The sequence below is a fragment of the Usitatibacter palustris genome (assembly GCF_013003985.1).
Lineage (GTDB): Bacteria > Pseudomonadota > Gammaproteobacteria > Burkholderiales > Usitatibacteraceae > Usitatibacter > Usitatibacter palustris.
Map to the genome: position 1 here is coordinate 3,363,298 of NZ_CP053073.1, position 26,236 is coordinate 3,389,533.

The 26,236-nt window shown below is 67.7% G+C and carries 23 protein-coding genes, 1 other RNA gene and 1 riboswitch; of the genes, 9 read left to right on the plus strand and 15 right to left on the minus strand.

Annotated elements, in window-relative coordinates; translation table 11 throughout:
* Positions 1-43: 43 nt before the first annotated feature.
* From DSM104440_RS16520 to DSM104440_RS16535, 5 genes are all read right to left on the minus strand, one after another.
* Positions 44-841 (minus strand): sulfite exporter TauE/SafE family protein, encoded by a 798-nt coding sequence (locus DSM104440_RS16520; protein WP_171164544.1) that lies wholly within the window; start codon positions 839-841, stop codon positions 44-46.
* Between the two features lies 1 nt (position 842).
* Positions 843-1,301: an EVE domain-containing protein gene (locus DSM104440_RS16525; protein WP_171164546.1), complete on the minus strand. Its 459-nt coding sequence runs from the start codon at positions 1,299-1,301 to the stop codon at positions 843-845.
* Positions 1,302-1,303: 2 nt separating this feature from the next.
* Positions 1,304-1,485: non-coding RNA, 6S RNA (gene ssrS / locus DSM104440_RS19635), on the minus strand.
* A complete protein-coding gene (locus tag DSM104440_RS16530; RefSeq protein ID WP_171164548.1) occupies positions 1,486-1,800 on the minus strand; it encodes a cell division protein ZapA in 315 nt (104 codons plus the stop codon). It abuts the RNA gene before it with no gap.
* Entirely contained in the window at positions 1,797-1,997 is a 201-nt protein-coding gene (locus tag DSM104440_RS16535; RefSeq protein ID WP_171164550.1) for a hypothetical protein, read from the minus strand. The genes DSM104440_RS16530 and DSM104440_RS16535 overlap by 4 nt, the downstream gene beginning before the upstream one ends.
* A gap of 58 nt (positions 1,998-2,055) precedes the next feature.
* A riboswitch (cobalamin riboswitch) is annotated at positions 2,056-2,254 on the plus strand.
* A gap of 89 nt (positions 2,255-2,343) precedes the next feature.
* Between DSM104440_RS16535 and DSM104440_RS16540 the strand changes: the two genes are divergently transcribed.
* On the plus strand, positions 2,344-4,188 hold the full coding sequence (locus tag DSM104440_RS16540) for a TonB-dependent receptor domain-containing protein (RefSeq protein WP_171164552.1): 1,845 nt from the start codon (positions 2,344-2,346) through the stop codon (positions 4,186-4,188).
* Between the two features lie 6 nt (positions 4,189-4,194).
* On the opposite strand, the gene DSM104440_RS16545 is transcribed toward DSM104440_RS16540, so the two are convergent.
* Genes DSM104440_RS16545 through DSM104440_RS16565 form a run of 5 tightly spaced genes read right to left on the minus strand, consistent with a single transcriptional unit; the run spans position 4,195 to position 9,071 of the window.
* Positions 4,195-4,839, minus strand: a complete 645-nt coding sequence (locus tag DSM104440_RS16545; RefSeq protein ID WP_171164554.1) for a CmcI family methyltransferase — start codon at positions 4,837-4,839, stop codon at positions 4,195-4,197.
* Complete coding sequence (locus DSM104440_RS19430; protein ID WP_246212048.1) at positions 4,836-6,368, minus strand: methyltransferase domain-containing protein; 1,533 nt, start codon at positions 6,366-6,368, stop codon at positions 4,836-4,838. The genes DSM104440_RS16545 and DSM104440_RS19430 overlap by 4 nt, the downstream gene beginning before the upstream one ends.
* Positions 6,365-6,961: a class I SAM-dependent methyltransferase gene (locus DSM104440_RS16555; RefSeq protein WP_171164556.1), complete on the minus strand. Its 597-nt coding sequence runs from the start codon at positions 6,959-6,961 to the stop codon at positions 6,365-6,367. Before DSM104440_RS16555 ends, DSM104440_RS19430 begins: the two co-directional genes overlap by 4 nt.
* Entirely contained in the window at positions 6,961-8,370 is a 1,410-nt protein-coding gene (locus tag DSM104440_RS16560) for a tetratricopeptide repeat protein (protein ID WP_171164558.1), read from the minus strand. Before DSM104440_RS16560 ends, DSM104440_RS16555 begins: the two co-directional genes overlap by 1 nt.
* Complete coding sequence (locus DSM104440_RS16565; RefSeq protein ID WP_171164560.1) at positions 8,367-9,071, minus strand: glycosyltransferase; 705 nt, start codon at positions 9,069-9,071, stop codon at positions 8,367-8,369. The genes DSM104440_RS16560 and DSM104440_RS16565 overlap by 4 nt, the downstream gene beginning before the upstream one ends.
* A 70-nt stretch (positions 9,072-9,141) precedes the next feature.
* Here DSM104440_RS16565 and rfaQ point away from each other — a divergent pair, with 70 nt between their 5' ends.
* The 7 genes from rfaQ to DSM104440_RS16600 are packed head-to-tail and all read left to right on the plus strand — an operon-like array spanning position 9,142 to position 17,958.
* Positions 9,142-10,212, plus strand: coding sequence for a putative lipopolysaccharide heptosyltransferase III (gene rfaQ, locus DSM104440_RS16570; RefSeq protein ID WP_171164562.1), 1,071 nt, complete (start codon positions 9,142-9,144; stop codon positions 10,210-10,212).
* A complete protein-coding gene (locus DSM104440_RS16575) occupies positions 10,209-11,366 on the plus strand; it encodes a glycosyltransferase family 4 protein (RefSeq protein WP_212758109.1) in 1,158 nt (385 codons plus the stop codon). Before rfaQ ends, DSM104440_RS16575 begins: the two co-directional genes overlap by 4 nt.
* Positions 11,363-13,111, plus strand: coding sequence for a lipid A export permease/ATP-binding protein MsbA (msbA, locus tag DSM104440_RS16580; protein WP_171164566.1), 1,749 nt, complete (start codon positions 11,363-11,365; stop codon positions 13,109-13,111). Before DSM104440_RS16575 ends, msbA begins: the two co-directional genes overlap by 4 nt.
* A 10-nt stretch (positions 13,112-13,121) precedes the next feature.
* A complete protein-coding gene (locus DSM104440_RS16585; RefSeq protein ID WP_171164568.1) occupies positions 13,122-14,195 on the plus strand; it encodes a glycosyltransferase family 4 protein in 1,074 nt (357 codons plus the stop codon).
* Positions 14,188-15,306 (plus strand): glycosyltransferase family 9 protein, encoded by a 1,119-nt coding sequence (locus DSM104440_RS16590; protein ID WP_171164570.1) that lies wholly within the window; start codon positions 14,188-14,190, stop codon positions 15,304-15,306. Before DSM104440_RS16585 ends, DSM104440_RS16590 begins: the two co-directional genes overlap by 8 nt.
* A 59-nt stretch (positions 15,307-15,365) precedes the next feature.
* Entirely contained in the window at positions 15,366-17,117 is a 1,752-nt protein-coding gene (locus DSM104440_RS16595) for a hypothetical protein (protein ID WP_171164572.1), read from the plus strand.
* Between the two features lie 22 nt (positions 17,118-17,139).
* A complete protein-coding gene (locus tag DSM104440_RS16600) occupies positions 17,140-17,958 on the plus strand; it encodes a glycosyltransferase family 2 protein (RefSeq protein WP_171164575.1) in 819 nt (272 codons plus the stop codon).
* Positions 17,959-17,964: 6 nt separating this feature from the next.
* On the opposite strand, the gene DSM104440_RS16605 is transcribed toward DSM104440_RS16600, so the two are convergent.
* Complete coding sequence (locus DSM104440_RS16605; RefSeq protein WP_171164577.1) at positions 17,965-18,579, minus strand: tetratricopeptide repeat protein; 615 nt, start codon at positions 18,577-18,579, stop codon at positions 17,965-17,967.
* 67 nt (positions 18,580-18,646) lie between these two features.
* Here DSM104440_RS16605 and DSM104440_RS16610 point away from each other — a divergent pair, with 67 nt between their 5' ends.
* The gene (locus tag DSM104440_RS16610; protein ID WP_171164579.1) at positions 18,647-20,197 is read left to right on the plus strand and encodes a CHAT domain-containing protein; all 1,551 of its coding nucleotides are present in this window, start codon (positions 18,647-18,649) and stop codon (positions 20,195-20,197) included.
* On the opposite strand, the gene DSM104440_RS16615 is transcribed toward DSM104440_RS16610, so the two are convergent.
* The 4 genes from DSM104440_RS16615 to DSM104440_RS16630 are packed head-to-tail and all read right to left on the minus strand — an operon-like array spanning position 20,122 to position 26,211.
* Positions 20,122-22,326 (minus strand): tetratricopeptide repeat protein, encoded by a 2,205-nt coding sequence (locus tag DSM104440_RS16615; RefSeq protein ID WP_171164581.1) that lies wholly within the window; start codon positions 22,324-22,326, stop codon positions 20,122-20,124. The two genes, DSM104440_RS16610 and DSM104440_RS16615, sit on opposite strands and share 76 nt — an antisense overlap.
* Positions 22,323-24,206 carry an O-linked N-acetylglucosamine transferase, SPINDLY family protein gene (locus tag DSM104440_RS16620; protein ID WP_171164583.1) on the minus strand — a complete coding sequence of 628 codons (1,884 nt, stop codon included), beginning with the start codon at positions 24,204-24,206 and terminating at the stop codon, positions 22,323-22,325. The genes DSM104440_RS16615 and DSM104440_RS16620 overlap by 4 nt, the downstream gene beginning before the upstream one ends.
* Complete coding sequence (locus DSM104440_RS16625; RefSeq protein WP_171164585.1) at positions 24,203-25,420, minus strand: ABC transporter ATP-binding protein; 1,218 nt, start codon at positions 25,418-25,420, stop codon at positions 24,203-24,205. The genes DSM104440_RS16620 and DSM104440_RS16625 overlap by 4 nt, the downstream gene beginning before the upstream one ends.
* Positions 25,417-26,211 (minus strand): ABC transporter permease, encoded by a 795-nt coding sequence (locus DSM104440_RS16630; RefSeq protein ID WP_171164587.1) that lies wholly within the window; start codon positions 26,209-26,211, stop codon positions 25,417-25,419. Before DSM104440_RS16630 ends, DSM104440_RS16625 begins: the two co-directional genes overlap by 4 nt.
* Positions 26,212-26,236 lie beyond the last annotated feature (25 nt).

The window sequence follows — 26,236 nt, forward strand, 5'->3', positions numbered from 1 at the left end:
ACTTGCGGCTACTTGCAAGTAGAAGGATCTGACCCCTCTACTTTCACACCGACACGGCGATCTTGATTCCCATCCCGACCAGCAGCAGCGCGAAGATGCGCCGCAGCGTTGCGCCGCCCAGCTTGTGCGCGAGCTTGGCACCCCAGGGCGCGACGAAGATGCTGGTCACTGAGATGCCCAAGAACGCAGGGACATACACGAACCCGAGGCTTCCCCTGGGCAAGCCCTCGACCGTCCATCCCGCAATCACGTAGCCGATCGTTCCCGCGATCGCGAGCGGAAATCCCATTGCCGCGCACGTGCCGATCGCCTTGTGCGTGGTCATGTTGCAGTAGGTGAGGAACGGCACGCCGATCGCGGCAGCACCGCCGCCGAACAGGCTCGAGACGATTCCGATGAAGACCCCGACGCCCGCGAGCCCCGAGCGGTCGGGCAACTCGCGCGCGGGCTTGGGCCGCAGGTTGAAGGCCATCTGGAAGGTGAGGATGGCCATGAAACCGAGGAAGAAATACTTCAGGAAGGCCGTCGGCACGAAGCGCGCGAGCACCACGCCGCTCGCAACCCCGACGAGCAATCCGGGCGTCATGTGCTTCACGACCTCCCAGTCGACCGCGCGGTGCTTGTTGTGCGTGCGAAAGCTCGACCAGGACCCGGCGATGATCGCCGCGAGCGACGTGCCGATCGCCAGATGCATGACGTACTCAGGGGGATAGCCGTGCGCGGTGAACAGCAGGGCGAGCGTGGAGACGATGACGATGCCGCCGCCGATGCCCAGCAGGCCCGCGAAGAAGCCGACGACGATCCCGACACCGAGGTAGACCGACAGCTCGCCTAGCGGCATGTCACTTCAGGTGCTTCGTGATGAACTTCCATTCGGCAGCACTCACCGGCGTGATGGAGAGCCGGTTGCCGCGCTTGAGCGTCACCATCTCGGCGAGCTGCGGGAGCGTGCGCATTTCCTCGAGCGACAGCACGCGCGTCTTCTTCACGAGCTTCACGTCCACGAGCATCCAGCGCGGTTCCTCGCGCTTCGCCTTCGGGTCGTAGTACGGGCTCTTCTTGTCGAACTGCGAATCGTCGGGATACGGCGTGCTCGAGACTTCCGCCAGGCCGTAGACGCCAGGCACTTCGCAGCTCGAGTGGTAGAACAGGACGCCATCGCCCACGCGCATGTGGTCGCGCATGTAGTTGCGCGCCATGTAGTTGCGCACGCCGAACCAGGGGGTGGATTGCTTCGGGGCCGCGGCGAGGTCGTCGATCGAGAACTCGTCGGGTTCGGACTTCATCAACCAGTACGCCATCTAGATGTCCTGCGGTGTTCGTCCAGGCCGCACTCTCGAACCCAGGGGTCCAAGTCGGTCACTCACCGAGCGCCGCAGGTACGTCCGACGTGGGACGCGCACAATAGCGCTCTTAAGGCGAGCATCCATAGCTGACATTTATCGGTTCAAAGGATGTAAGCCTGGACGAACACCGCAGGAAACCTCAGAACAGATTCTCCTGGTCGGCAGACAGCGCCGCCTCGAGATTCTCCTGCATTGAAGCGATTCTACGACGAATCGCGGTGCCGTCAACGCCGGAATCTCCCGGCTTGCGCTGTAGGAATTCGTGCGCGATGTTCAGCGCCACCATCAGCGCGATGCGTTCATTGCCGACGACCTTGCCGGTGTCGCGCGTTTCGCGCAGCTTGCGATTGAGGTATTCGACCGACGCCATCAATTGCTGCTCTTCGCCCTCGGGGCAGCCGACGCGGAACTCGCGGCCGAGCAGGTTGATGGTGAGCGCGCCCTTCTCGCTCACGACTCAGTCTCGGGGATCTGCTTGAGCAGCGCTTCGATGCGCGCCTTCGCCGCGGCGAGCTTTTCGCCCACGCGCACGTTCTCGTCGGTGCGGGAAGCGATCTGCTGGCGCAGGTCGCGATTCTCCTCCCGCAACGTTTTCAGCCGCTGCACGAGCAGGGAGAGCTTCTCCTCGAGCGCCGAAAGTTCCGGTTCCATGACAGCCACCCTATTGGAAAAGCCCCAGCGCGTCAATGCATAAGCTGCTCTTTTGAAAGTGGTTTCGAGCGGAAGGGGTATCATTGCGCCAGCGATTGGATGCTCGGGAAGCCGGTGAAAAGCCGGCGCTGCCCCCGCAACGGTATGCGAAGCGTGGACCGCCAGTAACCCGCCACTGCGACCCCTGGAAAGGGGCCGTGGGAAGGCGGCGGTCAGGACTCGCAAGCCCGGAGACCGGTCCCATCGCGCCGGAGGAACGAACACGGAGCGTGTCCCCGTGTCTTTCCATATCGAGAACCTGCAGCCTGCGGGGACGCTTGCTGCGCGGAGGAAGGAAACCATCTCCATGAAAGTATTGCCCTTTGCGGGCCTCGTCGGGCTCGCAAGCCTCGGCTCGCAAGCCCAGGTGCCGTTGACCGCTTCACCGCCCTCCGTGGATACCGTGGTCGTCACCGCGACGCGAAGCATGCGGCCCGATGCCGCCACTTTGCGCGAGGCCATCGTCATCACGCGCGCCGACCTCGAGAATGCCGGCACGCAATCGCTCGCCGATATCCTGTTGCGGCGCGCGGGCGTCGAGATACGCGGCACGGGCGGACCCGGCCAACCAGTCGGTTTGATGATGCGCGGCGCGGGTACGGCGCAGACGCTGATCCTCATCGACGGAATCCGCGCCGGTTCCGCCACGGTCGGCACGACGTCGATCGAGAACATTCCGATCGAGCTGATCGAGCGCATCGAGATCGTCAAGGGACCGCTGTCGAGTCTCTACGGGTCGGACGCGATCGGCGGCGTCGTGCAGATCTTCACGCGCGGAAAATCCGTTCCGCACCTGTTCGTCTCCGCCGGATACGGCGAGGACAGCGACGGACGCGTCGCGGCCGGCGTCACCGGCGCCGACCAGAACAACTCGTTCTCGCTGTCGGCCGGCGGCCGCAAGGTCGATGCGCCGAGCGCAACGAACGCGCGCTCGTTCTGCCACGACGAGGACCGCGATCCCTACAAGAACGCGTTCGCCGAAGCCAAGTACTCGCGCAAGCTCTGGCAGGGCGAGACGATCGCGGTCAACACGTTCTACTCGCGCGGCAAGACGCATTTCGACGGCTGCCCCGACGACCTTGGGAATCGCCACGACGACCTGAACGACCAGTCGATCTTCGGCGCGGGTATCACTTCCTCGACCGAGTTCTATCCCGGATGGACGAGCCGCCTCAGCTACGGGTTCGGGCAGGACGAGATCGAGACGACGGGCGCCTTCACCTCGAACTTCCGCACTCGCCAGAACCAGATCACGTGGATCAACGAATTCGTGACGAGCCCGGGGGGTGTCGCGCTCATCGGCCTCGAGGGCCTGCGCCAGGAGGTCTCGTCGAACTCCGCATTCACCCAGGATCATCGCGATATCGGCTCGATCTTCGGCGGCGTCAACGAGACGTGGCAGAACCAGCGGCTCGAGGCGAGCCTGCGCTACGACCGCGATGACCAGTTCGGCAACCGCACCACGGGCTCGTTCAGCTACGGCGTGCCGTGGCAGGGTGTCGGCCTGGTCTCGACGACGTACGGCGAAGGATTCCGCGCGCCCACGTTCTTCGACCTCTACGGTCCGGCATCGGATTTCTACCAGCCCAATCCGGATCTTCGTCCCGAGCGCAGCAAGAGCGTCGAGTTCTCGGTCCGCGCCAACCCCGGCAGCGCCTGGGGCTGGAAGGCGACCTACTTCGACAACCAGATCGAAGACCTCATCACCTACGACTTCGCCACGATGAGCTCGCAGAACGTCGCCCGCGCGCGCATCAAGGGCGTCGAGGCTTCGGTGAACGGTACGTACTGGGGTGTGCGCATTCGCGGCAACCTCACCGTGCAGCGACCCGAGGATGAGGACACGGGTTACCGGTTGCAGGGACGCGCGAAGCAGTTCGGAACGGTGGACCTGTCGCGCGACTTCGGCGACTGGACCACGGGCCTCTCGGTCCTGGGGAGCGGTGATCGCTTCGACTCGCGCAACGAATCCGAAGCGAGCCGGCTGCCGGGCTATGCGGTCGTGGATGCACGCGTTCGATACCGGTTCGACAAGCGCTGGGCCGTGGACGTGATCGCCACGAACCTGCTCGACAAGCGCTACGAGACGTCGGTGGGCTACGACGCGCCGCGTCGCGGCGTCTTCCTGAAGGTGACCTTCGACGCGTTCTGACGAACGCTACGTGCGCACGAGGTAGCCGCGGGGCGCGAAGGTCGCCCCGAACTTGTGCTCGCGCACCGGGTCGTGGAGCAGCAGTCCGGGAGATTCCTTGTGGAACTCCTCGAGCGCTTCCCACGGCCCCGGTCCGTGATCCGGGCGAAGCGGGTGCCCGTTCACGATGGTGTCTTCCACGATCACGTAGTCCCCACGCTTGAGCGGCGGGATCCACGCGCGCAATTCGCGCAGCACGTGGTCGCGCGAATGATCGGAGTCGAGGATCAGGAGGATCGGCGAGCGCTTCTCCGGCAGCAACGCGAGCGCCTTCGCGACCATCTCCGGCGAACCGCTGTCGCCCACGAGGAAATTGATCCGCGGATGCGAAGCGACCTGCCGCGAGGCCGCGTCGACGTCGCACGACACGACGAAGCCCGCGCTGTTGCGCGCCGCGAGCGTCTCCGCGAAGAAGAGCGCGGACCCACCGTGGCGCGTGCCCGTCTCGACCACGTAGTCGATGCCCCGCTCGAAGATGATCTCCTGGTAGTTCCAGATATCCGCGGGAAACTTGAGCGTGCGGATACCGTGCCACGTCATGTACTTCCAGACGTTGCCATCGTGGAACCACTGGACGTAGGCCGACCCTTCCGGGGGCATGCTGCTGCTCATGGCTTCACTCCGACGACGCGCATGTCGCGCGGTTCGCGCAGCTTGAATTGCGCGGGCTCCTGGCGAATGTCCTGGAGGCCGACGTCGGCGAGCAGCGCGCGCAGCGATTCCGGGGTGTAGCCCCAGCGATGGATCATCAGCGGATCCTTCCACGCCGGGTCGCCGTAGAAGACCCACATCGTGCGCTGCCCGTCCTTGTCCTCGCGCGAGAACTGCGCGGGATTCTCGAGGAAGGTGCGGCAGGCACTTTCCAGGTTGGGGCATTCGACGACCATCTTCCCGCCCGGCTTCAGGACGCGCACCCACTCGCGCAGCACATCGCGAATTTCCCAGCGCCAGAAATGCTCGACGACGTGGACCGAGAGGATCTCGTCGGCCGTCGCGTCGGCGAAGGGCACGAGATCGTGGAGATCGCAGATCACGTCGGGCTTCATGCCGGCGCGCGCCTCGACCACGTCCACGTTCACGTAGCCCGGGAGGATCTTGTCGCCGCACCCGAGGTTGAGCCGCATCGGTCGCGCATCGCGCTCGCCGAGCGCCGCCGCCCAGCGGCGCCCGCATTCGAAGGCCGAATGGTCGCGCGCGATCCGGCGCTGCGCTTCGCGCATTCGCGTCTCGGTGCCGGCCGGATCGTCGAGGGCCGCCTGCACGGCCTTCGCGAGGTCCTGGCCCACCGGAACGATGTCGGCAAAAGGCATGTACGAAGGCACGGGGTCCGCGACGACGAAGCGCCCGGCCCACAAAGGCTCGATGAGACGGTTGGGACTCTTCGCGGCCTTCTGGTCGCCGTCGACGACCGGAATCCAGACGAGGTCGCAGGCTTCGAACGCCTTCCACGTCGCTTCGAGGGACCACGGCTGGTACTCGACGCGCAAGCGCGAGGAATCGATGCCGAGCGAAGTAGCGAACTGCGCCACGAACGTCGCGGAGTCATTGGACGGTGTCGTCAGGACTGTGAGCCGCACCGGCATCACGTCGGCGAGCGCCTTCAACTGCGCGCCACGCGCGACGAGACCATTCAGGTTCGATCCATGGCCGAACCACAACACGCGCAAAGCCGGCAGCTGCGGCGCGAATTTCGGGAATCGCCGCGGACCCTCGACGGGATCCGTGACGACGATCGCTTCGCGGCCCGTGTGCTTGAGGATCGCCGCGGCCATCGTCTCGGTGCTCGCGACCACGGTGTCCGCGAGCTCCACGAGCTTGCGCTGGTGCGCGCCGTGTTGCGCGTGCTCGAAATGGTCATCGCAGAAATCGACGACGACTTTCACGCCGCGCGCCTTCATCCCGGCGGCGAGCGTTTCGTTCTCCGCGTGAAAGCTCTTGGAAATCACGAGCACATCGCACGGGTTCTGCGTCACCGACGCGGGCCAGCCGTCGGCGGGCAGCGCCGCAAGCTGTACCTGGTGGCCAAGCCGCGCGAGCTGCTGCGCGGGAATGAGTACGCGGTAGCGCGCGGATGCGAGGTCGGAGGTCGCGCCCGCCGGACCCTGGCGCAGCGGGGCGACGGTGGTGAAGAGGATCTTCATGGATCGGTCTTGCGCGTGCCGGTCATGTTGACCATGAGATAGGGCAGGTACTTGCGCTTCACGCCTTTCCCGTCGTCCACGAGTGCCGCCAGCTTGTCGTCGACGGTCGGGACCTCCCCGCCCCCGGTGATCTCGAAGAATTCGCCTGGCGTCGTGGACGAGTAGTAGAGATCCGACCAGTCGAAGCGATCGAACAGCGACATCACGCCCTTGTGCGAGAAACGAAAGTAGTCGTCGGGGTACGGGTGGTAGCGCCATACCCACGGCACCGACATGTACAGCTTGCCGCCGGGACGGAAGAGCCGCGAGAGATTCTCCGCGAAGACCCAGGGCTTCTCGACATGCTCGAGCACCGAGCAGCAGATGCCGAGCGAGAAATAGCCTTCCTTCAGGGATCCGATGCCCTTCGTGAGGTCCGCGACGACATCGACGCCCGGTCCTTCGGCCATGTCGACGCCGACGTACTCCACGTCGGAGTAGTGGTCGCGGAAGGTCGACGTCGAGCCGTATTCCTTGCTGCCGATCTCGAGGACCGGCCCGTCCGCCTTGGGAATCAGGTGGCGGAGGTACGCGAGCTGGTTGTAGTCCCCCATCAGCCCGGCAGCATCTCGAAGAGGTACAGGCGCCCGTGGACGGGTTTGCCGTCCTCCTTGCGAAGGACCGTGTCGCGCTCGTCGACGAGCGCGCATCCGGATTTGGCGGCCAGCGCCTTCACGTACGCATCCGAGTGCGCATAGCGGCCCGTGCGGGCCAGCCTGAAGTCCTCGCCCTCGCCCGCACCGTCGAGGCGCTCCACCGAGAACGCGAAGAGGCCGCGGGGCGGCAGCGCATGGCGCGAGGCACGGAACACCGGAGCGAGATCGCCCACGTAGACGAACACGTCCACGGCGGTGACGAGGTCGAACGACGCCGCCTCGCGTCCTTCGAGGAATGCGGCGACCTCCATTTCGGCGAGCTCATCGAAAACGGCCCGCTCGCGCGCCTTCTCGAGCATCTTCCCCGAGAGGTCCACGCCCACCATGTACGAGGCGTGCGGCCGCAGGAGGATTCCCGAGAGTCCCGTGCCGCAGCCCAGATCGGCGATGCGCATCTTCGGACGCGACTTGAACACGGGCTCGAGGAACGCGATGAATTCCTGCGGCGTGCGGTATTCGAGGTCCACGGTGAGGCGCTTGTCGAAATCGGCGGCGAAACGATCGAAGAAGTCGCGCACGAACGTATCGGGCGCGCGGCCCACCTTCACGCCGGCGATCGAGTCGCGCAGGTAACGGATGCCTTCGTTGTCCGGATCGATGGCCAACGCGCGGTCAAGACAGGGAACGGCTTCCTTGTCGCGCCCGGCCATGTAGAGCTGTTCGCCCAGCGAGATCCACGCATCGGCGAAGTCCGGGCGAATCGCGACGGCGCGCCTCAGGTGCTCGATCGCCTTCTCGCCCTGCTTCAATTTTCCGTAGGCGCTCGCGATGTTGTTGTGGGCGGTCGCGAAGTCCGGCTGCAGGCTCAGGGCGCGCTGGAGGTGGCGCACGGCGTCCTCGAACCGGCCCATGGCGATTTCGCTCACGCCCAGGCCATTGAGCACCGGCACCACGTCCGGTTTCATCCGGAGCGCGCGCGAGTACTGCTCCGCGGCTTCGTCGAACCGCTGCGCGGTCTCGAGCAGGTTGCCGAGGTTGGCGCGCGCCTCGAAGAACATCGGCCGCAGCTCGAGGGCACGACGGTAGGCGTGGATCGCCTCGGCGGGGCGACCGACGGCCGCGAGGCACACACCCTTGGTGAAATGGAACTGGGATTCGGCGCCGTCGAGCTCGACCGCCTTTTCAACATGCGCGAGCGCATCGGCGTGGCGATTCTGGAAGAGCGACGAAATCGCGAGGATGTAGTGGGCTCGCGCGGTGCCCGGGCTTTGCCCGATCACGTGGCGGGCGGCGGCCTCGCCCTGCGCGAACTGGCCCGCGTAGACCGCGTCCTCGCCGTGCTGGAGGAGCTTCGCGAGTTCGCTCATTTCTTCCCGGCCTCGGCCGCGATCCGGACGCGCTGCTGGCTTTCGAGCACGAGGTCACGTTCGCGGAACCATTCGCCGGCGTAGTCGGAGCCCTCGTATTCCTTGAACCAGGGACCGCCCACGGTGAAGTGGACCAGCGCCGCGTCATCCCGGTAGGGATCGTGGCCCACGAGGTGGTTCCACGCAGTCGGGATCTCGCCGATGAGGTTGTCGTCGCCCAGCCACTTGAACTGGTGGAGCTGGAGGCCGGTCGCGGTGTTCACGAACTCGGGCGTCAGCGCCTTGCAGCGTCCGCAGTTCAGGAGCATCACCGAGGACCAGTTCTTCTTCTCGTATTTCGTCTGCACGGCGCCGAGGAACTTGGTCTGCTCCTGGGGGACGTGGTTGTGCTTGACCACCTGGACGGCATAGCGCTCGTCGCGCTTCGCCCAGAGCCCGGCGATGTCGGCGCGCACGAGCATGTCGCAGTCCATGAAGATGGCCCAGCCCTCGTAGCCCGCGAGATGGGGCACGAGGAAGCGTGAAAAGGCGAAGTCCGTCGATTGCATCGGGACCCGCTCGCGGGTGAAGACCTTGCCCAGCTGCGAAAGCATCACGGGCGACACGCTCACCGGCTCGGTGGCGTGGCGGTGGATGCTGTGCGAGAGGACGTGGAAGGCGACGGTTTCGGCCGCGTCGAAGCCGATGAAGACACGAATCATGGCGGGCATTTTACCCTCACCCGCCATCCCCGAGCCGCAGGGGTGCCGCCCATAGCATAATGGGCCGCCCATGGTGCCCGACGCGATCAATCTTTCCTCGGTCCAGCGCATCCTCGTGGTCAAGCTGCGCCACCACGGCGATGTGCTCCTCTCCTCGCCCGTGTTCCAGGTGCTGCGCAACCGCGCCCCGCACGCCGAGCTCGATGCGCTGGTGTACGCCGATACGCGCGACATGCTCGCGGGGCACCCGGCGATCGCGAACCTGCACACGGTCGATCGCGCCTGGAAAAGGCAGGGGCTGGTTGCGCAGGCCCGCCACGAAGGGGCCTTGATCAAGACGCTCTCCGCGCGCAAGTACCAGCTGATCTTGCACCTCACGGACCACTGGCGCGGCGCCTGGCTCGCGCAGGCCCTGCGGCCGCGCTGGTCCGTCGCCCCGAACCGCGCGAGCCGCTTCTGGCGCTGGAGCTTTTCGCACCGCTATCCCGTCGCCGCTTCGCGCCACACGGTGGAAACCAACCTCGATGCCCTGCGGCGTGTCGGCGTGTATCCCGAGGAATCGGAAAAGCGCCTCGTGATGGAGCCCGGTCCCGAGGCGACCCAGCGCGTCGATGCCCTCCTGGCCGCCCAGGGTCTCGCGCCAAAGAGCTTCATCCATGCGCATCCGACCTCCCGCTGGCTCTTCAAGGCGTGGACCGAAGCGAAGAACGCGGAATTGCTCCGTGCGCTCGTGCGCGACGGCCACCGCGTCGTCGTGACCTGCGCGCCCGATGCCCGCGAGCAGGCAATCCTTGGCCGCATCCTCGCCGCGGCCGGCCCCGGCGTCACGGATCTCTCCGGCCAGCTCACGCTGCGCGAGATGGGCGCGCTCACGGGGCGCGCACGGCTTTTCTTCGGCGTGGACTCCGCGCCGATGCATATCGCCTCCGCCATGGGCACGCCCGTGGTGACGCTGTTCGGCCCCAGCGGCGAGGCGATGTGGGGACCGTGGATGGTTCCGCACCGCATCGTGACCAGCGGCCACCCCTGCCGGCCATGCGGCAACGACGGCTGCGGCGGCGGGAAGATCAGCGAGTGCCTCACGCAACTTCCCGTCGAACGCGTGCACTCGGCGATCAACGACCTGCTGGCGCGCCCTTGAGCGCGACACCCGCGAAGGCCCATCGCGGGCTCGGGCCTCGCGTGGCCCTGATCCGCAGCCGCTACGACCCTTTCGGAGGCGCGGAGCGCTTCGTGCAGGGCGCGGTCGCCGCGCTCCGAGCGAAAGGCGCGAGCCTCACCATCATCACGCGCCACTGGCCCGACCACGACGGCACGGCGATCGTGCTCGACCCCTTCTACGCAGGCAGCCTGTGGCGCGACTGGGGCTTCGCCCGCGCCGTGCAACGCGAGCTGAAGAAGCGCCACTTCGACCTCGTGCAGGCCCACGAACGCATTCCCGACTGCGACCTCTACCGCGCCGGCGATGGCGTGCATGCCGAATGGCTGGCGCAGCGCGAGCGCGTGCAGTCCGGGCTGGCGACGTTTGCCACGCGCCTTTCACCGCATCACCGCTACGTGCTGTCGGCCGAGTACGCCCTGTTCACCAGTCGAAAGCTGCGAGCGGTGATCTGCAACTCGGAGATGGTGCGCGAGGAAATCGCGAAGCAGTTCGCTACCTCGTACGACAAGCTCGTGCTGATCCGCAATGCGGTCGACGGCGCGAAGTTCCACCCGGGGTTGCGCGGCGAGATGCGCGAGAGCGTGCGCCAGCAGCTGCGCCTGCCGCCGTCGGCAAACGTCGCGCTGCACGTGGGCTCGGGCTTCGAGCGCAAGGGCGTGAGCGCCCTGCTCCAGGCGCTGGCACTCCCCGGTGCGTCGCACTCGGCTATCGTCGTGGGCAAGGACAAGCATGCCGATCGCTACGCGCACCAGGCTCGCCGCCTGGGCGTCGCCGAGCGCGTGCGTTTCGTCGGTGCGGTGTCCGACGTCCGGCCCTACTACGCGGCGGCCGACAGCTTCGTGCTGCCGACCCTCTACGATCCGTGTCCCAACGCCGCCCTCGAGGCCATGGCCTGCGGGCTTCCGGTGGTGACGACGCGCAAATGCGGCGCGGCCGAGCTGCTGCGCGAAGGCGAAAGCGGCTTCGTGCACGACGCGCTCGATATCGCCGCACTTGGCGCGGCGCTGGCCCGGCTCGATCCCGCGACGGCCGCCCGCATGGGTTTGGCCGCGCGCGAAGCCGTCGCGAAGCTCACGCCCGAAGCCATGGCTGGCGAATACCTGGCGCTGTACGAGAGAATGCTGACGCGATGACGCCCGATACTTCCGCGAAGACCCTGTACACCCGCTTGCTGCGCCACGTGTGGCCCTATCGCGCCGCGCTGCTCGTGGGCATGCTCGCGATGATCGTGGGGGGCCTCGCCGACGCCGCCCTCGTGAAGCTCACCGGACCGCTCGTCAACGAGCTCTTCGTGAACCGCAACAAGGATCTCGCGATCCTGCTGCCGCTGGGCGTGGTCGCGGTCTTCGTCGTGAGCGGTATCGCGAGCTTCACCGCGGGCTACATGACGCAATGGGCGAGCAACAAGGTGATCCTCGACCTTCGCGGCCTCATGTTCGCCAACCTGCTGAAGCTTCCGCCGGCGCACTTCGACGACGTCACGACCGCGCGCCTGGTCACGCGCTTCACGAACGACGTCACCAACATCGCCGCTGCTTCGGCCAGCGTGCTCGCCGTCCTGGTGCGTGACACGGTCACGATCGTGGCGCTGCTCGGGATCCTCTTCTATTCGAACTGGAAGCTCACGCTGATCGCGTTCGCGGTGATCCCGCCCGTGGCGATCATCGTGCGCGTGTTCGGCAAACGACTTCGCGAGACCAGCCGCGGCAGCCAGCACGCGATCGGCGGCATCGCGGCCGTGCTCGACGAGACGATCGCCAACCAGCGCGTGGTCCGGATCTTCGGCGGCCAGGAATACGAGGCCGGGCGGTTTCGCGAAGCCAACGAGCGCATCCGCCGCTTCAACATGAAGCAGTCGGTTGCCGCGGGTGCGAGCGTGCCGATCACGCAGCTGCTGGTGGCCGTCGCGATCGCGGCGATCATCTACTTCGCCGCGCAGCTCGCGTTCGTCGGTGCGACGGACGTGGGGACGTTCGTGGAGTTCATCGCCGCCACCGGCATGTTGCTGCAGCCGCTCAAGCGCCTTACCGGCGTGAACGAGCACATCCAGAAGGGTCTCGCCGCGGCCGAAAGCGTCTTCGGCCTCATCGACGAAGCGCCCGAGGACGATCGCGGCACGTTCGTGCTGGGCCGCGCGCAAGGGGCGATCGCGCTCGAGAACGTCACGCTCACCTATCGCAGCCAGACGCAGCCCGCGCTCGAGGGCATCTCGCTGTCCATCGCACCGGGCGAAACCGTCGCGCTGGTCGGTCCTTCCGGCGGCGGCAAGTCGAGCCTGATCCACCTCCTGCCGCGCTTCTACCACCCGAGCAGCGGGCGCATCACGATCGACGGACACGACCTCGAGTCGCTCACGCTCGCGAGCTTGCGCCAGCAGATCGCGCTCGTGTCGCAGAACGTCGTGCTCTTCAACGACACCGTTGCGGCGAACATCGCGTACGGACGCCTCGGAACCACGAGCGTGGCCGATATCAAGCGCGCCGCGACCGCCGCGCACGCCATGGAATTCATCCGCACGCTGCCCCAGGGGCTGCAGACGGAAATCGGCGAGAACGGCGCCAAGCTTTCGGGCGGCCAGCGCCAGCGCATCGCGATCGCGCGCGCGCTGCTCAAGGACGCGCCGATCCTCCTGCTCGACGAAGCCACGTCGGCGCTCGATACCGAGAGCGAGCGCGCAGTGCAGGCGGCGCTCGAGACGCTGATGGAAGGACGCACGACGATCGTGATCGCGCACCGGCTCTCGACCATCGAGCGCGCCGACCGGATCGTGGTGCTCGCCAGTGGCCGGATCGTCGAGGAAGGCACGCACGCCGCGTTGCTCGCCAGGGACGGCGTCTACGCCGGGCTGCATCACCTCCAGGGCCGTTCCGGTTCCTGACGCTTCGCGCATGCGCATCGTCCACACCGAATCCTCGCTCGGCTGGGGAGGCCAGGAGATCCGGGTCCTCACCGAAGCGCGCGGCGTCGCGCGCCGCGGGCATGAGGTGATCCTCGTCTCGCCCAAGGAAGCCCGCATCCACGCCGAGGCCGCGCGCTTCGGTGTCGAGGCCGTTGCGCTTCCGATCGGACGCAAACGCCCGGGTGGCGTGATGGCGTTGCGGAAGTTCCTCGCTGAGCATCCCTGCGATGTCCTCAACACGCACAGCTCCACCGATAGCTGGCTGGGCGCGCTCGCGAGCGTCGGGCAATCACGCGCGATCGTGCGCACGCGCCACATCTCCGCGCCCGTGCCTCGCAACTTCTCGACGCGCTGGCTCTACCGCCAGGCCCACCACATCGTGACCACGGGCGAGAAGCTGCGGCTGCAGGTGATCGAGGAAACGGGTGCCGACGCTGCTCGTGTCGTGTCGATTCCCACCGGCATCGACCTCGAGCGTTTCCGTTCCGCCGATCGCGCCGCCGCACGCGCCGTGACGAACCTGCCCAGCGACGCGTTCATCGTCGGGATTGTCGCCACGCTGCGAAGCTGGAAGGGCCATCGCTACCTGATCGAGGCGATCGCCAAGATGCCGGGCCTGCAGCTCGTGATCGTGGGCGACGGGCCGCAGCGCGAGGCGCTCGAGAAACAGGTCGCCGCGGCAAACCTCGGCGAGCGCGTGCGTTTGGTGGGAAACCGCGACGACGTCTCTCCGTGGCTGCAGTCGTTCGACCTTTTCTGCCTGCCCTCCTATGCGAACGAGGGTGTACCCCAGGCGCTGATGCAGGCAATGGCGTGCGGCCTGCCGGTGGTCACGACGAACGCGGGCAGCATCGGCGAGATCGTCACCGACGGCGTCTCAGGCGTGATCGTGCCCACGGAGAACGTGGATGCGCTGCGTTCGGCGATCGCGATGCTCGTGGACGACGGCGCGACGCGCACGAAGTTCGCCGCGCAGGCCGAGGCGACCGCGCGTGAGCGTTTCGGCGAGTCGCTGATGGTCGACCGGATGATCGCGGTGTTCGAGCGCGCCCTGCATGGCTAGCGGGCATCGACTCGCGGGCCGCGCGCTCGTCGTGGCCCGCGCCTTCACCGCGCGGATTTCATCCCCGGGGCTCACGGCCGCACCGAAGGATCCGCGCCGCATCCTGGTCGCGCATCACCTGCTGCTGGGCGACACGCTCATGCTCACGCCGCTGCTCGCGAAGCTGCGCGCTTTGCATCCTCAAGCCAAAATCATCCTGCTCGCCGATCCCGCGTTCGTGCCGCTCTATGCGACGCAACCCTACGGCGTTCGCGCCCTACCCTTCGAACCGCGGGACACCGCGAGCGTGTCGGCGTTGCTTCGCGAAACGCCCGTCGATCTCGCAATCGTCCCGGGCGACAACCGCTTCTCGTGGCTTGCCGCGGCGATGGGCGCGCGCCACATCGTGGCCCATGCGGGCGACCGGCCCGCGTCGAAGAATTGGTTCATTGACGACTTGCGTCCCTACCCTTCGACACCGTCGGCGTGGGGCGACATGGTCGCGGCCCTCGTCGAGGGCCCCGAGCCGGCGCCCTTCACGCGCGGCGATTGGCCTGCGCCCGAGGCGCGGGCCTTCGATGCCCCCACGGCGCCTTATGCGGTGCTGCACGTGGGCGCGAGCACCTCGCTCAAGCGCTGGGGACCGGAGCGATGGGCCGAGATCGCGCGCGAGCTCGAGCGGCGCGGCATCACGCCGGTGTGGAGCGCGGGCGCGAAGGAAACCGCGCTTGTTGCCGAGTGCGATCCGGAAGGCCGCTATCCCTCGTTCGCCGGAAAGCTCGACCTCGCGCAGCTCTGGCAGTTGCTCGCCGGCGCAACGGTCCTCCTCTCGCCCGACACCGGTGTGGCGCACCTGGGCCGCCTCGCGTTCGTTCCCACCGTCACGTTGTACGGCCCGGGCTCTTCCGTGATCGTGGGGCGCGGGCGCTTCTGGCGCGACACGCCGGGGCGCGACGTCACGATCGATCCGTTCGCCTGCCGCGACCAGAAAATCCTCTTCCGTCGCGAGATCGAATGGGTGCGCCGCTGCGGGCGTTCGCTCGCCGAGTGCCCGGAACCCCGCTGCATGCAGGCACTCACCCCGCAGGCCGTGCTGGAGGCCATGGGCGCCGTCGCTTCCGGGCGTCGGTAATACATTCCGCCACATCTGCCGAGGAACTCGCCCCGGCGGCATCGGTCTGGATAGACACCATGCGCAAAATCCTCGCCCTCCTCGCCAGCCTCGTCGTTTCCGCCGCGTTTGCCGCGCCCGTGCCCGGCGAGCTCGCGGTCTCCGACAAGGCCGCGCCCATCGCGACCTTGCGCATCGCGCCGGCCAATGCCGTGCCGCGCAGCTTGCGCTTCGCGCCTCTTCCCGCCGCCGAGGTCGAGAAGATCCGCACGTCGGCGCGCACGCAACTGAAGCGCATGCGAATCGGTGTCGCGCGCGATGTCTCGCAGGCCGAAGGGGCAGTGCCCGCCGCGGCCGATCTGCAATGGGTCGCGGTTCCCGGAGGCTTCGCGGCGCGCATCAGCGTCACGTCGCCGGGCGCTGCTGCGATGCGCGTGGCCCTGGACGTGAGCGGTGCACCCGCGGGCAGCGAGCTGGTGTTCTTCGGCTCGACGCGCCCCGAGCGGCTCGAAGGCCCGGTGCGCGTGGATGCAATCGGCGACCGCACCTCCGCGTGGTGGTCCCCGGTGACCGAAGGCGAGACGCTGACCGCGGAAGCGTTCATTCCCGCCGGCAACGATCCCGCGGCCTCGGGCATCGCGGTGCGGCAAGCCGCGCACCTGGTGATTTCGCCCACGGAGAACGTCACCAAGGCGCTCGCGAAGATCGGCGAGGCCGGCAGCTGCAACATCGATGCGAAGTGCGTCGACAACCCGTCGCAGGCCTACATCAACGCGCGCAACTCCGTGGCCCGCATGTCCTTCATCGTCGGCAGCGGTGCGTTCCTGTGCACGGGCACGCTGCTCAACGACACGGACACGTCCTCGCAGATCCCGTACTTCTACTCGGCAAACCATTGCTTCGACGCCGAGGAACCGCCCTATCGCACTCAAGCGCAGAAGCAGGTGATCGCGAATACGCTCACGACGTTCTGGTTCTACGAGAGCGCCACCTGCGGCAGCCTGACGCTATCGACCAGCATGGTCCAGGTGACCGGCGGCTCGACGATCCTGCACGCCGACCTCAACACCGACGTGCTCTTCGTGCGGCTCGTCAATGCGCCGCCCGCGGGCGCGTTCTTCGCCGGATGGGATCCCGCGCTCGCCACGCCGGGAATCGACATCCTGGGCATCCATCATCCGCGCGGCGACCTGAAGAAGGTCTCGCAGGGCAGCGTCATCGGCTACATCACGCCCGACCTCGTTCCCAATCCGCCCGCGAACGGATTCCTGCGCGTGCGCTGGACGGCGGGCACCACCGAAGGCGGCAGCAGCGGTTCGGGCATCTTTTCGTTCGACTCGAGCCTGTCGCAATACCTGCATCGCGGCGGGCTGCTGGGCGGGGAGGCCTCGTGTACCGCGCAATCGTCCCCGGATTTCTACTCGCGTTTCGACATCGCCTACGGCTCGATCGCGCCGTACCTGAACCCGGGCGCAACACCGGCGTTCACGGTGACGGGGCTCTGGTACAACCCTGCCGAGCCGGGCTGGGGGATCAATCTCACGCAGCACGCGTCGTACAAGGTGCTCGGCGCCTGGTACACGTACGCGCCGGGCGGGAACCCACTCTGGTACTGGCTCGCCGATGGCCTGTGGACCACACCCACGACCTACACGGGCCCGCTGTACGTCCTGTCGGGTCCTCCGCCCACGGGCCCGTTCAATCCCGCTCTCGTGGGCCTGCGCCAGGTCGGATCCGTGACCATCACGTTCACGAACGCCAACAGCGCGAACTGGAGTTACACGGTCGACGGCGTCTCGAGCGCGAAGACCCTCACGCGATTCGACTTCTAGCGGCGGTGGTAGTCTGCGGGCCATGCCCGCCCGCCTGACGGTCGCCGTCGTCACCTACAACCCCGACCCGGTATTGCTGCGGCACACCGTCGAGTCGCTCGCCATCGCGTCGAACCAGGCGCGTGCCGACGGGGTGCTCGCCGGCACCCGCCTCCTCCTGGTGGACAACGGCCCGCAGGAATCGGCCGCTCTCGTGCGCGAAGTCGCCGACGAATGGCCGGCGGCGCTGGGATCTGCGGAAGTCGTCTCGGGCCACGGCAACGTCGGTTACGGACGCGGCAACAACGCGGTGATGGGTCGGCTCGACTCCGACTTCCACCTCGTGATGAATCCCGACGTCGAGCTCGATGCGAACGCGCTCACGGCTGCGCTGACGGTCCTTCGCGATCACCCGGACGTGGGGCTCGTCGCGCCGGCTGCATTCGGCGACGACGGCGCGCGCCAGTACCTCTGCAAGCGGCGCCCCTCGGTAGGCGTGCTCTTCCTTCGCGGATTCGCGCCGTCGTTCGTGCGCCGCCGCTTCACCGCCGCACTCGATGCCTACGAGATGCGCGACGTAATCGGCGATCAACTGCTGAAGGGTGTGCCGCTCGCGAGTGGCTGCTTCATGCTGATGCGCACCGCGCTATTCAGGCAGCTCGGCGGCTTCGATCCGCGCTTCTTCATGTACTTCGAGGACTACGACCTCAGCTTGCGCGTGGGGCGTGAATCAACGGTGGCGTATGTTCCCGGCGCGCGCATCGTGCACCACGGCGGCGACGCGTCGCGCAAGGGCGTGCGGCACATCGCGTGGTTCGTGGCGTCGGCGTGGAAGTTCTTCTCGATGTACGGGTGGCGGTGAGAACCGCTAGGAAGTCGGGAGCCGCGACGCAATCACGTTGAGTCGTTCGGCGCCGGCAGCGTCGCCACGGGCGGCGAGCACGCGTGCAAGGTTGCGGAAGGCGTGCGCGTGGTCCGGTTGCAGGTCGAGCGCGCGACGCAACGCAACTTCCGCGGCATCGAGATGGCCCGCTTCGAGCCGCGCGAGGCCCAGATTGTTCCAGCTGCGCACGTAGGCCGAATCGCAAGCGACCGCGCGTTCGAACGCGTGGGCCGCGGGCTCGGTCTCGCGCAATCCATAGCGCACGGTCCCGAGGCGATGCCAGGCCATGGCCCATTCGGGCGCGAGGCGCGTGGCTTCCTCGTACGCGGCGGCCGCAACCTTTGCCTGCCCCGCATCCTCCGCGGCATTGCCCGCCAGGACATGAAAGCGCGCGTCGGCGGGCGACAGGGCGATGGCGCGCGCCGCGCTCGCAGCTGCGTCGGCCGGGCGGCCGAGGCCGAGCTCCACCGTGCCCTTCAGGAACCACGCCGGCGCGCCCGCAGCGGGATCGGCCACGGCCTTGAGGCAGGCCGCGAGCGCGCTGGCCAGGTCTCGCTGGGCGAGCGCGCGCTGCGCCTGCTCGATGAAATAGGAACTCACGGCGCATAGAATAAGGCCCACGCCCCTTTCACGCGTCACTTCCCTCCTGACTTCAACCGCCGACCCGATGCAGCCCCTCGAACGCGAGCTCGAGGGGCTCGAGCGCGCCGTCTCGGACAACCTCGCGGATGCCATGGCTCGCGTCGCCGCGGGCGTGGCCAACCTTCGGCTGCGTCGATGGGGCCGGGCCGCCGCCCACTTGCGCGTGGCGGTCGCCGCGCAGCCGGACTTCGCGCAGGCGTGGTCGAACCTCGCTTTCGCGCAGCTCGAGCTGCAACAGCTCGATGCCGCCCGGGCCGCGGCCGATCGCGCGATCGCGCTCGATGCACGGCTCGCCGACGCGTGGAACCTGCGCGGGCTCGTCCTCGAACGCGGCGGCCACCTCGATGGCGCGCGCGCCGACTACGAGAAGGCGCTGGGGCTGAATCCCGATTTCGCCAACGCACACGTGAACCTCGCCAACATCGAACAGGCCCGGGGCCGCGTCGATGCGGCGCGTGCCGGATACGAACGCGCGTGCGCGCTCGACGCGAGTCTCGCCGAGGCGCATTACAACCTGGGGCACCTGCATCACAAGACGGGGCGCGTGGAAGATTCGCTGCCGCACTACCGGCGCGCGATCGCGGCGCGCCAGGACTATGCGCAGGCGCATCACAATCTTGCCCACGCGCTGCTCCTGCTCGGCCGGTTCGACGAGGCGTGGCCCGAGTCGGCGTGGCGGCAGACGCGGCTCGCGTTCGCCGATGCGCGGGCGCTTGCCGGCCGTCCCTACTCGCTGCCGGCGTTCTCGCCGGATCGTCGGACGCTCACGATTGTCGGGGAGCAAGGCCTTGGTGACGTCGTGTTCTTCCTGCGTTTCGCGCCGCGCCTGCGCGAGCTCGGCTGGCGCCTGCGATTCACGGGCTCATCGCGGCTTGCACCGATGCTGCGGCGCACGGAATTGTTCGATGAGGTCCTGTCGGAAAACACGGACGTGGAAACGAACGAGATCCTCGCCGGTGACTTGCCGTTGCTTGCGCAAGGCTCGCACGCACCGCCACCGCTCGCACTCACGCCGGACCCCGCGATGGTCGAGGCCATGCGCGCGCGGCTGGCAGCGGCCGGCCCGCCTCCGTACATCGCGCTCGCGTGGCGTGCCGGGACGCCGCAGCTCGGGCCGCTCGAAACCTTGTTCAAGGAATTGCCGCCCGCGGCCCTGGGTGCCGCGTTGCATGGCCTCGATGCGACCTTCATCGCCGTCCAGCGCGATCCGCGTGCAGAAGACGTTGCGGCAATCGCGGCCGCGATGGGCCGGCCGGTGCACGATTTCTCGTCGACCAACATCGATCTCGAGGAAGCGCTGGCGCTGATGGCGATCGTCGACTTCAGCGTGGGCGTGAGCAACACGCTCGTTCACCTGCGCGCCGGGCTCGGACGCGAGGGCGACGTGCTCGTGCCCTTCCCGCCTGAATGGCGCTGGATGGAGGCAGGTGATTCGCCCTGGTTCCCCGGCTTCTCCGTGTATCGCCAGGACCGCGCGCGTCACTGGGACGGCGCGCTCGCTCAGCTCGCCGCGGCGCTCTCCAGGAAGGTCTCGAGCGCGCGCACGGGTTCGTCGCGGCCGAACAGCTCGCCCTGACGATCGACGATCTGCGCGGAGAGTGAACGGCGCCGCTCCGCGTCGCTCGCAATGCCGATCGCGCGCTGCACGTAGTCGTCCGTGTCACGGGCGATCAAATCGCCGCCCACGCCAAGCGTGTCCAGCATTCCCGCGCTCTGCCGGCCGCGCATGAGTTGCCCGGGCAGCGTCACCAAGGGCAGGCCCATCGCGAGCGCGTCGAGCGAAGTGTTGCCGCCGGACCAATGCAGCGTGTCGAGCATCACGTCGCAAAGGCGATTCACGCGAAGGTACTCGCCGTGCGTCATGTACGGAAGGAAAACCACGCGCTCGTCGACCTCCATGCCACGCGCTTCGAAATGCGGAGCGAGGCGCGCAACGAGCGCCTCGCCGAGCGCGGGATGGTTCGCCTTGAACATCACGACCGTGCCCTGGGGATCGCGCGCGAGCACTTCGGCGATCAGCGCGTCGTTGTCGGGATGGATCTTGAAGACCGATTGCGGCACGAGGTAGAGGCGGCGTCCTTCCGGAAGGCCCGCGCTGGCGCGATCACCGTCGGCGGCGCCCGAGGGGCGCACGTAGTTCGTGCCGAGTCCCGGCAGCAGCGCGAGCTTCTCGGCGTAGAGCGCTTGCGCGCCCTCGGGCTCCATCGCCGCGCTCGACAGGAACCAATCCATCGACGGCAAGCCGGTCGTGGTCGGGTGTCCCCAACCCGATACCTGCACGGGTGCGAGCTTCAATGATGCGAGGCCGAACGTGTCGGCGTGCATGCCGAGCTCCGGATAGACCAGAACGTCGAGCTCGTCGGCGAGGACGTGCTGCGCGAGCACCTGCAGGGGACGGCCGGGCAGATGGCGGAAGCGAGTGGCGGCGGCCGCGAGGGCGCGCGTGTCCTCCGCGACCCAGGGGTTCGTGTAGTAGACGTAGCTGTCGAATTTCTCGCGATCGAGGTTGCGGATCCAGCTCGCGAAGTAGCGGCCGGCCGTGCAGTTGTAGAAGAAGTGGCTGAAGAACCCGATGCGCAGCTTGCCTCCCGAGGCGCGCCGCTTGGGCGACTCCAGCCATTGGGGCGACACGCGCTCGAGCACGCGGCGCGCGAGCGCGCCGTATCGCTGCTGCAGCTCGCGATCGGCGCCGCCCTGGTAGGCGAGAAAGAAATTGGTCCAGCGAATCTCGGTGAACGCATCCTCGGGGCGCGCCCACTCGAAGCGATCGGCGATCTCGTGCAGCTGCTCGAGGCCCTGCGCGTATTGCTCACGGCATTGTGCGACGTGGGCCGCATCGCGATACACCTCGGGGAGGATCAGCCGAGCGCCCACGGCCGCCTTGAAATTGCCCGGATGCTTCTGCGAGACGTCCGCGAATTCCTGCTTCGCCTGCTCGGGAAAGCCGGTCTCCCAGGTGAGTTCCGCTGCCGTAATGGCCGCGCGGGAATGGCTGGGCGCAACCGCCATCGCATTGACGTAGCACTGCCGCGCGGCGTCGGCCATGCGGCGGCGACGGTATTGGTCGCCGAGGAAAAGTTGCGCCTCGACGTTGCGCGGATCGAGGTTCACCGCCTGGCGCGCGGCGGTGAGCGCACGGTCGGAGTCGCCGCGCACGTCGTGCAGGCGCGCAAGGTTGTAGTGGGCGAGGCCGTAGCGCGGATCGAGCGTCACGGCGTAGTTGAGCGCGCGCTCGGCATCGGCAAATCGCTCGAGCGCGAGTTGCGCCATGCCCAGGTTGTTCCACGCGCGCACTGCGCGGCCGTCGATGTCGACTGCACGCCGGAATGCATCGGCCGCTCCTTCCGCGCGGCCGCTGGCGAGCAACAGCGAACCCAATCCCGACCACGCCGCCGCCCATTGCGGCTGGAGGTCGAGCGCCTTGCGGAACGACGCTTCGGCCTGCGCCGTGTCGTGACGGTCTTCCGCGATGTGCGCCGCCACGAGGTACGCGCTGGGCTGCTGTGGATCGCGCTCGATCGCGTGGCCGATGCTTTCGGTGGCCTCCGGAAGTCGCCGCAACTGGTGCTCGGCCATCGCGCGCAGCTTCCAGATTTCGGCGCTCGCTTCTTCGGGCTCGGTGAGCTCGCGGTACGCGCCCAGGGCCTCTTCCAGGCGTCCCGCCCGGTGCCACTCGCGCGCCTGTCGTTCCAGGGCTTCGGTCATGTCGTGCTTGCGCTGCGGTCGAGCCAGCGATTCCAGAGGTTGCGATAGGTTTGCTCGAGTGTGCGCGCCATGCCCGCGGCGTCGAGGATGGGCGAGGCCTTCATTCGCTCGCGAAGGTCCTTCGAGAGCCCGGCGAGCCGCGCGGGATCCGAGGCCAGGCCCGCGACGATCTGCGCGTAGCTCTTCGCGTCGTGCGCGATGAGTTCGTCGAGACTGGCGGCCGAGAGGAGTGCCGCGCCCTGCCGTGAAATCAGCGTCTGTCCGCGCAGCGTCACGACCGGGCGGCCCATCCACAGCGCCTCGAGGGTCGTGATGCCCCCCGTGTAGGGAAACGTATCGAGGACGATGTCGATGCCGTTGTATTCGGCGAGCATATCCGCATGCGACGAGTAGCCGCGCCATTCGACGCGCGCCGGATCGATGCCGTGGTCGCGAAACCGCTGCGCGAACGTCGCGCGATCCTCGTCATGCCCGAGGGCGGAGTTCTTGATCACGAGGCGGGCGTTCGGAACCTGGTGCAGCGCGAGGCTCCAGGCCTTGAGCGTGGCCGCCGAGATCTTCGCCATGCGGTTGAAGGACCCGAGAACGATATCGGTTCCGCCGCGGGTGCACGGCGGAGGTTCAACAGCCGGGGCGAACGCGGGCGGCTCGAAACAATAGCGAAGGCGCGGAAGGCGCACGAGCTCCTCGACGAAGGGCTGCGTGTCGGCCTCGGGCGAATGGCCTTCATCGGTCAGCAGGTAGTCGACGGCTTCGAGACCCGTCGTGTCGAAATAGTCGAGCCAGGCCACGCTCACGGGCGCGAGGCGCTGGGAAAATGCCGCGATCCGGCTTCCGGGCGTGTGTCCCGCGAGGTCCACGGCGATGTCGACTTCGTCATCGCGCATGCGGCGCGCCAGGGCCGCGTCATCGAGCGAGCGCACGTCGACCCATGCATCGGAGAGCTCACGATAACGGCGCGTGTCCGTATCTTCGAGATCCTGGTGGGCGTAGCAGCGAACCTCGACTTCGGCGCGATCGTGGGCCTGGAGCACGGGTGCGAGCAGGGACGTCAGCGAGCTTTCGTGGAATCGCGGCGAGAGGTAGCCGATGCGCAGGCGGCGCGTGACGTCGCGCCGGTTGCGGAATGCAGGGGCCGGAACCGAAGGCGCATGGCGCTTGGCCCACGCGCGATGCGCGTCGCACACTTCGTTCGATGTGCGGCGCGGATCGTAATGCAGCGCCACCAGCCGCGCACTGCCGACTTGCGCCGCGTCGGGCGGGTCGAGCGCTTCGGCCTGTTCATACGCGTCGATCGATTCGTCGATCAGCCCGAGATGCTGGGCCGCGGCCGCGAGGCGCACCCAACTACTCGCGCGGTGCGGGTCCGCTTCGGTCGCCCGCCGCAGCAGCGCATGTGCGAGCGTCACCCGGCCGGCGCCGAGCGCCGCGGAGCCGGCGGATTCGCACGCGCCCGCGAGGTTGCTTCGCGCGCGCACGTCACCGGGATTGAGCTTCGCGGCAGCCTCGAAGTGCGCGAGTGCGGCATCGACCTCGCCGGCATCGTGAAGCAGGAACGCGAGCCGCGCGTGGGCCGGCGCCAGTTGTCCGTTCAGCGCGAGCGCCTTGCGCAGCGCAGCGATCGCACCTTTCACGTCGCCGCTGCGCTCGAGCAAGTCGCCCTCGAGCAACCGGAAGCGCGCGTCGTCGCCAATCGTGACGGCGGCGCGAAGAGACTCGTTGGCCGCCGCAAGGTCGTTGCGTTGAGCGTGGACCAGCGCCATTCGAAATGCGGTCTCGGGAGAGGCCGGGTCGCGATCGCGCAGTTGGGCATAGACCGCGAGCGCTTCATCCAGCCGCCCCTCGCGATGCAGTTGCGCCGCCCTGTCCAGCTCGCTCATGTCTTGCGCTTGCCGCGCCCCGGCTCCCACGCGTGGGCGAGCTCGACCAACCCGTAGTCGCGCGTGCGCCCGGTGACCACGAACTCCTGCATCACGGTGTCGAAGAGCCTCAGCCCCTGCGGATCCATCGAGTGGGCGCGGAAGTGATATTTCCCGGGGAGGAAGCGCGGCGCAACGATACGCAGGCGAAATGAGTAGAGGCCCTCGCCGATCGGCACGGGAGTGAAGCCCGCATCGTCCGAGTGCGAACCGTAGACCGGCGTACCGTCGGCGCGCCCGATTCCGAAGGCGAGCTTGGGTGGTGTTGAGTCGGGTCCGTACGCGATGCCTTCGAGCACGATGTCCTCGCCCTGCGCGAACGTCGTCGCGGGCCGGCCGTCGGCGCGCTCGAGCCAGGTTTCGCGCACGGCGGGCACGAGCGCACTCGGTGCTACGCGGGCCACCACCGGTTCCCGGCTCTGGCGCTCTTCGTGCCAGGTCACGTATTCGCGCGTGACATCGAACGCATCTCCCGCGAACTTCACCTTCCCCGCATCGAGCCACATCGCGCGGCTGCAGAGCGTTTGCACGTGATACATGCTGTGCGACACGAGCAGCAGCGTGCCGCCGTTTGCCAGGTAGCCCTCGATCCAGCGGATGCATTTCTTCTGGAAGGATTCGTCGCCCACGGCCAGCACTTCGTCGGTGATGAGCACCTCGGGCCGGAGCGCCGTTGCAATGGCGAATCCCAGGCGCACGACCATGCCCGAGGAGTAATGCTTCACCGGCTCGTCGATGTGCTCTCCGATGTCGGCGAACTGCACGATCTCGCCAACGCGGTCACGGGTCTCGGCGCTCGAAAGCCCCATGAGCGCGGCCGACAGGAAAATGTTCTCGCGTCCCGAGTAGTCCGGATGGAAACCACTGCCGAGCTCGAGCAGTGCCGACACCCGCCCTGCGACGGACACGGTTCCGCGCGTGGGCTTCACCACGCCCGCGATGACCTTGAGCAGCGTGCTCTTGCCCGCGCCGTTCACTCCGATCAGCCCGAGCGATTCGCCACGCCGCACTTCGAGATCGATCCCCTCGAGCGCGCGAAAATGCGGCAGGTCCGTGCCGCCCGCGAGCAGGCGAACGAGCGTCGAGATGCGGCTGCCGGCGGTCTCGACCTTCGGATAGTCCTTGGTGACGCCCTGGACGCGGACCAGGACGTCGCGTTGCGGCGCGGCGCTCACAGGAAGTCCTCGAAATAGGGCGCGAGGCGCTCGAATACCCACAGGCCGGCCACGAACGTGAGGATGGCGCCCAGGAGAAGCGCGGCATCGGCGGGGGCGAAACCCGACCCGGCGAGCAGGGCCTCCCGCATGCGCTCGGCAAACGTCGCCAGCGGATTGCCCGCGGCCCAGCTCCGCAGCGGCTCGGGAACGAGCGAAAGGGGGTACAGGATCGGGGTGGCGTAGAACAGCACGGTGAGTGCGACCGAAAACACCTGCTCCACGTCGCGCAGGACCACCTGCAAGGCGGCGAGCAGCGCCGCAAGGCCCAGGGTAGCCAACGCCAGCATCGCGACCAATGCGAGGGCCACGACGAGCCCGGAAGCATGGATGGGTTGGCCGATGGCGGCGAGGACGGCAAGGACCGTGGCAAATCCGGCCAGGTGGACCAGGAAGGTCGAGGCGACCGCCGAGTACACGACCAGCCGATTCGGGAACGCAACCTTCCGGATCAGCCCTTCATTGGCCCGCACCGCGCTCATTCCGCGCTGGAGCCCGTCGGCGAACATCAGCCAGGGCCACAGGGTCACGGCCACGAAGGCGACGTAGCTGGCCCCGCCCGCTGCCTCGGGCAGGCGGACCTTGAAGACCATGGTGAAGATGAAGGCATAGACCGCCAGGAGCGCCAGCGGATGGACGATGGCCCACGCGGCGCCCGCGACGGAGCCCACATAGCGGTTGAGGAGCTCGCGTCGCGTGAACGACCAGAGCAGCCAGCGATATCGCCAGGAAAGGAGGGTACGGCCAGGCACGGACTTCAGGGATCAACGGGCAGAG

What these genes read in the sequence shown, in the direction of transcription:
- rfaQ (WP_171164562.1), top strand. Translation starts at nt 9,142, where the DNA reads ATGGTGCCCGACGCGATCAATCTTTCCTCGGTCCAGCGCATCCTCGTG.
- DSM104440_RS16525 (WP_171164546.1), bottom strand. Translation starts at nt 1,301, where the DNA reads ATGGCGTACTGGTTGATGAAGTCCGAACCCGACGAGTTCTCGATCGAC.
- DSM104440_RS16610 (WP_171164579.1), top strand. Translation starts at nt 18,647, where the DNA reads ATGCAGCCCCTCGAACGCGAGCTCGAGGGGCTCGAGCGCGCCGTCTCG.
- DSM104440_RS16565 (WP_171164560.1), bottom strand. Translation starts at nt 9,071, where the DNA reads ATGATTCGTGTCTTCATCGGCTTCGACGCGGCCGAAACCGTCGCCTTC.
- DSM104440_RS16620 (WP_171164583.1), bottom strand. Translation starts at nt 24,206, where the DNA reads ATGAGCGAGCTGGACAGGGCGGCGCAACTGCATCGCGAGGGGCGGCTG.
- DSM104440_RS16600 (WP_171164575.1), top strand. Translation starts at nt 17,140, where the DNA reads ATGCCCGCCCGCCTGACGGTCGCCGTCGTCACCTACAACCCCGACCCG.
- DSM104440_RS16520 (WP_171164544.1), bottom strand. Translation starts at nt 841, where the DNA reads ATGCCGCTAGGCGAGCTGTCGGTCTACCTCGGTGTCGGGATCGTCGTC.
- DSM104440_RS16555 (WP_171164556.1), bottom strand. Translation starts at nt 6,961, where the DNA reads ATGGGGGACTACAACCAGCTCGCGTACCTCCGCCACCTGATTCCCAAG.
- DSM104440_RS16615 (WP_171164581.1), bottom strand. Translation starts at nt 22,326, where the DNA reads ATGACCGAAGCCCTGGAACGACAGGCGCGCGAGTGGCACCGGGCGGGA.
- DSM104440_RS16535 (WP_171164550.1), bottom strand. Translation starts at nt 1,997, where the DNA reads ATGGAACCGGAACTTTCGGCGCTCGAGGAGAAGCTCTCCCTGCTCGTG.
- DSM104440_RS19430 (WP_246212048.1), bottom strand. Translation starts at nt 6,368, where the DNA reads ATGAAGATCCTCTTCACCACCGTCGCCCCGCTGCGCCAGGGTCCGGCG.
- DSM104440_RS16540 (WP_171164552.1), top strand. Translation starts at nt 2,344, where the DNA reads ATGAAAGTATTGCCCTTTGCGGGCCTCGTCGGGCTCGCAAGCCTCGGC.
- DSM104440_RS16545 (WP_171164554.1), bottom strand. Translation starts at nt 4,839, where the DNA reads ATGAGCAGCAGCATGCCCCCGGAAGGGTCGGCCTACGTCCAGTGGTTC.
- DSM104440_RS16590 (WP_171164570.1), top strand. Translation starts at nt 14,188, where the DNA reads ATGGCTAGCGGGCATCGACTCGCGGGCCGCGCGCTCGTCGTGGCCCGC.
- DSM104440_RS16585 (WP_171164568.1), top strand. Translation starts at nt 13,122, where the DNA reads ATGCGCATCGTCCACACCGAATCCTCGCTCGGCTGGGGAGGCCAGGAG.
- msbA (WP_171164566.1), top strand. Translation starts at nt 11,363, where the DNA reads ATGACGCCCGATACTTCCGCGAAGACCCTGTACACCCGCTTGCTGCGC.
- DSM104440_RS16560 (WP_171164558.1), bottom strand. Translation starts at nt 8,370, where the DNA reads ATGAGCGAACTCGCGAAGCTCCTCCAGCACGGCGAGGACGCGGTCTAC.
- DSM104440_RS16595 (WP_171164572.1), top strand. Translation starts at nt 15,366, where the DNA reads ATGCGCAAAATCCTCGCCCTCCTCGCCAGCCTCGTCGTTTCCGCCGCG.